This is a genomic window from Caballeronia sp. M23-90, assembly GCF_053574605.1.
In genome coordinates this window covers 1-5,809 of record NZ_JBSIPA010000413.1, presented here as the reverse complement: position 1 = coordinate 5,809, position 5,809 = coordinate 1, and the positions used below count along the sequence as shown (strand labels likewise).

Annotated in this window: 7 protein-coding genes; 5 read left to right on the top strand and 2 right to left on the bottom strand. The window is 60.7% G+C overall.

All coding sequences use genetic code 11. The features are described 5' to 3' along the window. Positions 1–111 precede the first annotated feature (111 nt). Positions 112–1,845 carry an autotransporter assembly complex protein TamA gene (locus ACRXB1_RS28595; RefSeq protein ID WP_236873417.1) on the bottom strand — a complete coding sequence of 578 codons (1,734 nt, stop codon included), beginning with the start codon at positions 1,843–1,845 and terminating at the stop codon, positions 112–114. A 141-nt stretch (positions 1,846–1,986) separates the two neighbouring features. Here ACRXB1_RS28595 and ACRXB1_RS28590 point away from each other — a divergent pair, with 141 nt between their 5' ends. The 5 genes from ACRXB1_RS28590 to panD all read left to right on the top strand — a co-directional run bounded on the left by ACRXB1_RS28590 (position 1,987) and on the right by panD (position 4,831). Next, positions 1,987–2,388 (top strand): hypothetical protein, encoded by a 402-nt coding sequence (locus ACRXB1_RS28590; protein WP_062169490.1) that lies wholly within the window; start codon positions 1,987–1,989, stop codon positions 2,386–2,388. A gap of 25 nt (positions 2,389–2,413) precedes the next feature. Next, a complete protein-coding gene (locus ACRXB1_RS28585) occupies positions 2,414–2,602 on the top strand; it encodes a DUF3460 family protein (protein ID WP_172811963.1) in 189 nt (62 codons plus the stop codon). A gap of 110 nt (positions 2,603–2,712) precedes the next feature. After that, the gene (locus ACRXB1_RS28580) at positions 2,713–3,498 is read left to right on the top strand and encodes a segregation and condensation protein A (RefSeq protein WP_082778859.1); all 786 of its coding nucleotides are present in this window, start codon (positions 2,713–2,715) and stop codon (positions 3,496–3,498) included. A gap of 101 nt (positions 3,499–3,599) precedes the next feature. Next, the gene (gene panC, locus ACRXB1_RS28575; protein ID WP_062169486.1) at positions 3,600–4,433 is read left to right on the top strand and encodes a pantoate--beta-alanine ligase; all 834 of its coding nucleotides are present in this window, start codon (positions 3,600–3,602) and stop codon (positions 4,431–4,433) included. Between the two features lie 11 nt (positions 4,434–4,444). Beyond that, complete coding sequence (gene panD, locus ACRXB1_RS28570) at positions 4,445–4,831, top strand: aspartate 1-decarboxylase (protein ID WP_449493942.1); 387 nt, start codon at positions 4,445–4,447, stop codon at positions 4,829–4,831. 48 nt (positions 4,832–4,879) lie between these two features. Here panD and ACRXB1_RS28565 read toward each other — a convergent pair whose 3' ends face one another. Further along, positions 4,880–5,506: a ParA family protein gene (locus ACRXB1_RS28565; protein ID WP_062169482.1), complete on the bottom strand. Its 627-nt coding sequence runs from the start codon at positions 5,504–5,506 to the stop codon at positions 4,880–4,882. Positions 5,507–5,809: the final 303 nt, after the last annotated feature.

Sequence of the window (5,809 nt, the reverse complement as noted above, 5' to 3'; positions counted from 1 at the left end):
TTGCCCGGGACCGGCGCGCCCTCCCCCCGGCCCTCCGAGGGATCCGATTGTTCTGCGGGCGACCGGCCGTTCTGTTCCGTCATGCGCGAAAAAACACGTTATGCAAACTCATCAAAAGGCGATCCCGAGCGTCAGGTACGGACGGATATCCCGGTTCTTGAAACCATACGCAATGTCCACGTTCACGGGGCCGACCGGGCTGCGCCAGCGCACGCCCACGCCCGCGCCCGGTTCGAACACGCGCTCGCTCCAGGTGTCGGCGGCCGCGCCTATATCGAAAAACGTCGCGCCGCCCCAGTCATGTGAAAACCAGTGCTGATACTCCGCGCTTCCCGTCATCAGGTACTTGACCGGGAGCACCGAGCCGTCGACGTCATGACCAATGCTTTGATAGCCGTAACCTCGTACCGAATTCGCACCACCCGCACGAAACAGCAGCGACGCCGGAACTCCGCTCGAGCCGCCCGCGGTGAACACCCCGCCGAATTCAGCGCGGAATACGAACAAGTCGTTCTTGCCGAGCGGCAGGTACTGCAGCAGGTTCGTGTACACGCGGCCGAAAGTCTGATCGGTGAGAAGGCCTTTGACAGCAAAGTCGGCCTCGGCACGAATCAGGTTGCCCGAGCGGGGAAACAGCGGATCGTCCACGTTACGGCGCACCCATTGCCACGAAGGTACCAGCGCGCGACTTGTTGTAGGCGGTCCGACGTTCTGCGTCAGCCGATCAGCATAGAAAAGCAGCGAATAGGTGGTGTCGATGTTCTGCAGCGAGCGCGAGCGCTGCACGCCGGCACGCGCGCTGTAGATGCGCGTATCGGACACATTGGTGTTCGTGTACGACGCCAGCACGCTGTTCACCCACGCCCGGCTGCCCGGCGGCATGGCGAGCTGGACCTGTCCGTATTGCTGCGTCTGGTCGATACGACCCGACACCGTGAACGGATAAGCCTTTCCAAAGGTATCCAGATAGCTGTAGGCGCCCTGGATGTGCGGCCCGGTATCGGTCGCGTAACCCACGCCGTAGCGCACGCTGTTGTACGGGTACTCGCTGACCTTCAGGTGCATCGGCGTTTCGACGGGCTTGGTCACGTCGTTATCGGCGTCGACGGCAACCGAGGCGTAATACGGCGTGTTCTGCAACTGGCGCTGCAATTCGTTCACGCGGGCGACGTCGTAGATATCGCCTTCGTGGATCGGGTTGACGTTGTGGATGATCTGCTCGGGATAACGCCGCACGCCTGAAACGTCGAGCTTGCCGAACGTGAAGGTCGGGCCGCTATCGAACGTGACGGACAAATCCACGATATGCGTGCGCGGATTCACCCTCGCCTTCGATTGCGAAATTTTCGCGCCCAGGTAACGCCGCGACTGGAGCGCTTTCAGCGACGCGTTCTTTGCGTCGTCCCACGCGCCTTGCGAGAACGGATCGCCCTCATGGACGGAAAAAGCGAAACGCGCGGTGTTCTCCTGCGCGCGGTCTTCCTCCGTGATCGCGCCCTTGAAGGTGAGCGAAACGGATGCGACCTTGGTTTGCGGACCGGGATCGACCGAAATGGTCACCGAGCGTTTGTCGCCTTCATGTTTGACGTCGGTGCGCACGACGGGCGTGAAATAGCCGTCGGTGGCGACGAGATCGCGCACTTCCTGCGGCGTGGCCGTGACCAGGAAGTCGAATTGTTCGTCGCTGATGTCGTCGCGCTTCTTGAATCGCGACAAATCCAGATGGTCTTTCAGGAGCGACCGGATGCTGCGTGGCGCATCGATATCCACGTCATATTTGGCGTGCGCGGGCACGGCGAAGGCGCAAAGCGCCAGCGCGTGGAGCGACCAGACGGCGCGCCGCACGATTGAGGACGCACGAAAAGGCGCTTTCGACGATGCAACCAGCGGCGTTTCCAGCCGCCGATGCTCGGCTTGCCCGCGCTTGAAGCGCAGCGGATCAAACAGGCGCCCCGCCAAACGTGACCTCCAGGTTGAATAAAGACAATGAACAAGCTCGGGCCGGACGAGAGGTCGATCCGGCAGGCGCTATTTCACCACATCGGCAGCGCCGGCTGTCCCAAAAACGGCCGTTCGGGCGGGTTCGAATTTCTTGGCGCCACCCGCCGCTCAGGCGCGCAGAACAAGCGTCTGGCGCAGCCTGAAAATACAGAAAGTGCGGCTTGGACGGCGCGTGAGCGTGCTTGTTCCGCAGTTTTGCAATTAATGACAGCGTTTCCAATAAACCCTCGCAAGCTCATGATCCCGGCCATTTCTATAGACCGAATGACCAACGCACGCTGTTTCCCCCGGTTTCCGCGCCGTGCCCTGACGCTTGCGGTAAAATTGCGCTTGTTCCCGGCGGCGTTTCAAATTTTTCGCTTTTCGCAGCGCCGCGCCCGTTTCTGAATCGCTCTGATCCAACGGAAGTCGAATCATGTACCAGTCGGACATCACCCAATTCATCAACAAGCTGAAAGAGCAAAAGCCGTCGCTGGAAGACGAACAGCGCAAGGGCCGCGCGCTCCTGTGGGACAAGCAGCCGGTCGACCTCGACGAACGCGCGAAGCTCAAGACATCGCGCGTCGAGCAAACGTCCTACGTCTATTACCAGAACTTCTGAACGTGAGTTCCGCGCGCGACGCGCAGCACGCTGCGGATCATTCGGGAACGGCCAAGGACGACCGCGCCGCCGCGCTCGCCGCGCCCGCGACCGATTCCACGCCAAATACCATCGACGGCGTAGCGTTCGCGCACTTGTACGGCGAGCCGCTCTGGAAGCTGCCAACGGATCTGTATATCCCGCCGGACGCGCTCGAGATATTTCTCGAGGCGTTCGAAGGTCCGCTCGACTTGTTGCTGTACCTGATCCGCAAGCAGAACTTCAACGTCCTCGACATCCCGATGGCGGACGTGACGCGCCAGTATCTTGGTTATGTCGACCAGATCCGCGAATCGAACCTGGAGCTCGCGGCGGAATATCTGCTGATGGCGGCCATGCTGATCGAGATCAAGTCGCGCATGCTGCTGCCGGTGAAAAAGGCGGATACCGGCGAAGAAGCCGAAGATCCGCGCGCCGAACTCGTGCGGCGCCTGCTCGAATACGAGCAGATGAAGCTTGCAGCGCAGCGCCTCGATCACATCCCGCAGCTTGGCCGGGACTTCCTGCGCGCCGAAGTCTACGTTGAACAAAGCTCGGCGCAGCGCTTCCCCGACGTCGATGTCAACGACCTGCGCGCAGCCTGGGCCGACGTCATCAAACGCGCAAGGTTGGTCGAGCACCACAAGATCTCGCGCGAAGAGTTGTCGGTGCGAGAACACATGAGCGTGATCCTGCGGCGTCTGCAAAACGCCCGTTTCATGGAATTCGGCGATCTCTTCGATCCCACGCGCGGCATACCCGTCGTGATCGTGAACTTCATCGCCATGCTGGAGTTGTCGCGCGAATCGCTGATCGAGATTACCCAGGCCGAACCGTATGCGCCCATCTACGTGAGACTCGCGTATTCACCGGCTTGAGCGTGAATGCCGTCTATTTGTCGCGATCTTGCACAACCCTTTCCTTTTCCCCCTCGGCGCCGCCTATTTTTTCGCGCAGCCCGCAAGGAGTCACCCGCTAGATGAAAGTCATTAGCTCGATCCATGAACTGCGCGATCAGTTGCGCGGCCAGAACCGAACCGCCTTCGTCCCGACCATGGGTAATCTGCACGAAGGCCATCTTTCGCTGATGCGCCTCGCGCGCCAGCACGGCGATCCGGTCGTCGCCAGTATCTTCGTGAACCGGCTGCAGTTCGGGCCGAACGAAGATTTCGAGAAATATCCGCGCACGCTGCAGGACGATATAGAGAAGCTTCAGTCCGAGAATGTGTATGTGCTATTCGCGCCGACCGAAGCGGACTTGTACCCGGAGCCGCAGCAATATCGCGTGCATCCGCCGACCAATCTGGGCGACATCCTCGAGGGCGAGTTCCGTCCCGGGTTCTTCCAGGGCGTGTGCACGGTCGTGATGAAGCTGATGTCGTGCGTGCAGCCGCGCGTGGCCGTGTTCGGCAAGAAGGATTACCAGCAGTTGATGATCGTGCGGCAGATGTGCCATCAATTCGCGCTGCCGACCGAGATCGTCGCCGCCGAAACCGTGCGCGACGCCGACGGTCTTGCGCTCAGTTCGCGCAATCGCTTTCTGGCAGCAGCCGAGCGCGCCGAAGCGCCGGTGCTGGCGCAAGCCCTGAATCGCGTGCGCGACGCCGTGCTTTCGGGCAACCGCGACTTTGCATCGATAGAAAAAGAAGCTGTGGAATCGCTTGCTCAGCGCGGCTGGCAGCCGGATTACATCGCGGTGAGAAAGCGCGTCGACCTGCTGCCGCCCGGTTCCGGCGACACCGCCGCGCCGCTCGTGGTACTGGCTGCAGCGAAGCTCGGCACGACGCGGCTGATCGACAATCTGGAAGTCTGAACGAGGAACGCATGCAGCGAACGCTGTTGAAATCGAAGATCCACCGCGCAACGGTGACGCATTGCGAATTGCATTACGAAGGCTCGTGCGCAATCGACGAAGACCTTCTGGAAGCAGCAAATCTGCTCGAGAACGAGCAGATCGATATCTGGAACGTGAACAACGGGGAACGGCTGACCACTTACGCCATCAAGGGCGAGCGCGGCAGCGGCATGATTTCGCTGAATGGTTCGGCGGCGCGGCGCGCGCAAATGGGCGACCTCGTGATCATCGCGGCGTTCGCGCTGGTTGACGAAGCCGAACTGAAAGCGGGCTGGAAGCCGGACCTGGTTTTCGTCGATGAAAAGAACCGGATCAAGGGAAACCGCGATCACGTTCCGACGCAAAGCTGGACGTAAAAAACGCCGGTGGCCTTAAAAAGCCACCGGCGTTTTTCATGGTGATCCCTACTTCTTCGATACCCACTCGATAATCGGCTGCCACTGCTCAAGATCCTTCTCCACCCGGCTTCGCGCCACATCCCAGATGGTCAGGCCGTGCGCGGCGGCCTGCACGTAGTTTTGCGTGTCGCGCAGATATCCGAGCACCGGCAGATCGAGCCCCTCCACAAACCGGTGCAGTTGATCCGCGGATTTCGTGCGGGCATCGACGCGCATTCCGACCACGCCCACCTCGATACTTCCTTTGCGAATCGCCTTTTCCTTCTGCAGGCGTTCGAGAAATTCCTGCGTGGCGAGGATATCGAACATGGATGGCTGCAGCGGCACGATCACCTTGTCCGCCAGTTCCAGCGCCAGCGCGAGACGCGTGCCGTGAATCCCGGCGGGGGTATCGATGACCGCTTTTTCCAGACCTTTTGGCGGTTTGGTCGGTGCGTCCACGTTGGTGGTCCATTCTTCGATCTTCGGCAGCGTCTCGGGCCGCAGCCCCAGCCAGCCGTGCGCGGACTGCTGCTTGTCGAGATCCGCCAGCGCGACCCATTCGCCGTTCGCGGCGAAATACCCGGCCAGATTCGTCGAAAGCGTGCTTTTGCCCACGCCACCCTTAGGATTTGCCACCACGATCACCGTCATAGATCCATTCCACGTGTTTTGCCGGCACGACGGGTTCCAAAATGGACGCCTGGAGACGCTGTCGTACTGTAAGCGCTGTAATAAGTGAAAAGTTCGAGCCGTTGATACTATCGGATTTGCTTGTTTCAATCCACGCACCCATCAATCAGCCACCTTTTCAGCCAAGGACTCCCCCATATGGCCGTACTTCGTCCCGATGTCACCATCGAACACCTGCGCGAGCGCCAGCGCGGCACGCTGCCCGATTTGCTGGGCGTGGAAGTGGTGTCGGTGGAAAGCGGCGCACTGACCGGCAAGCTCGCA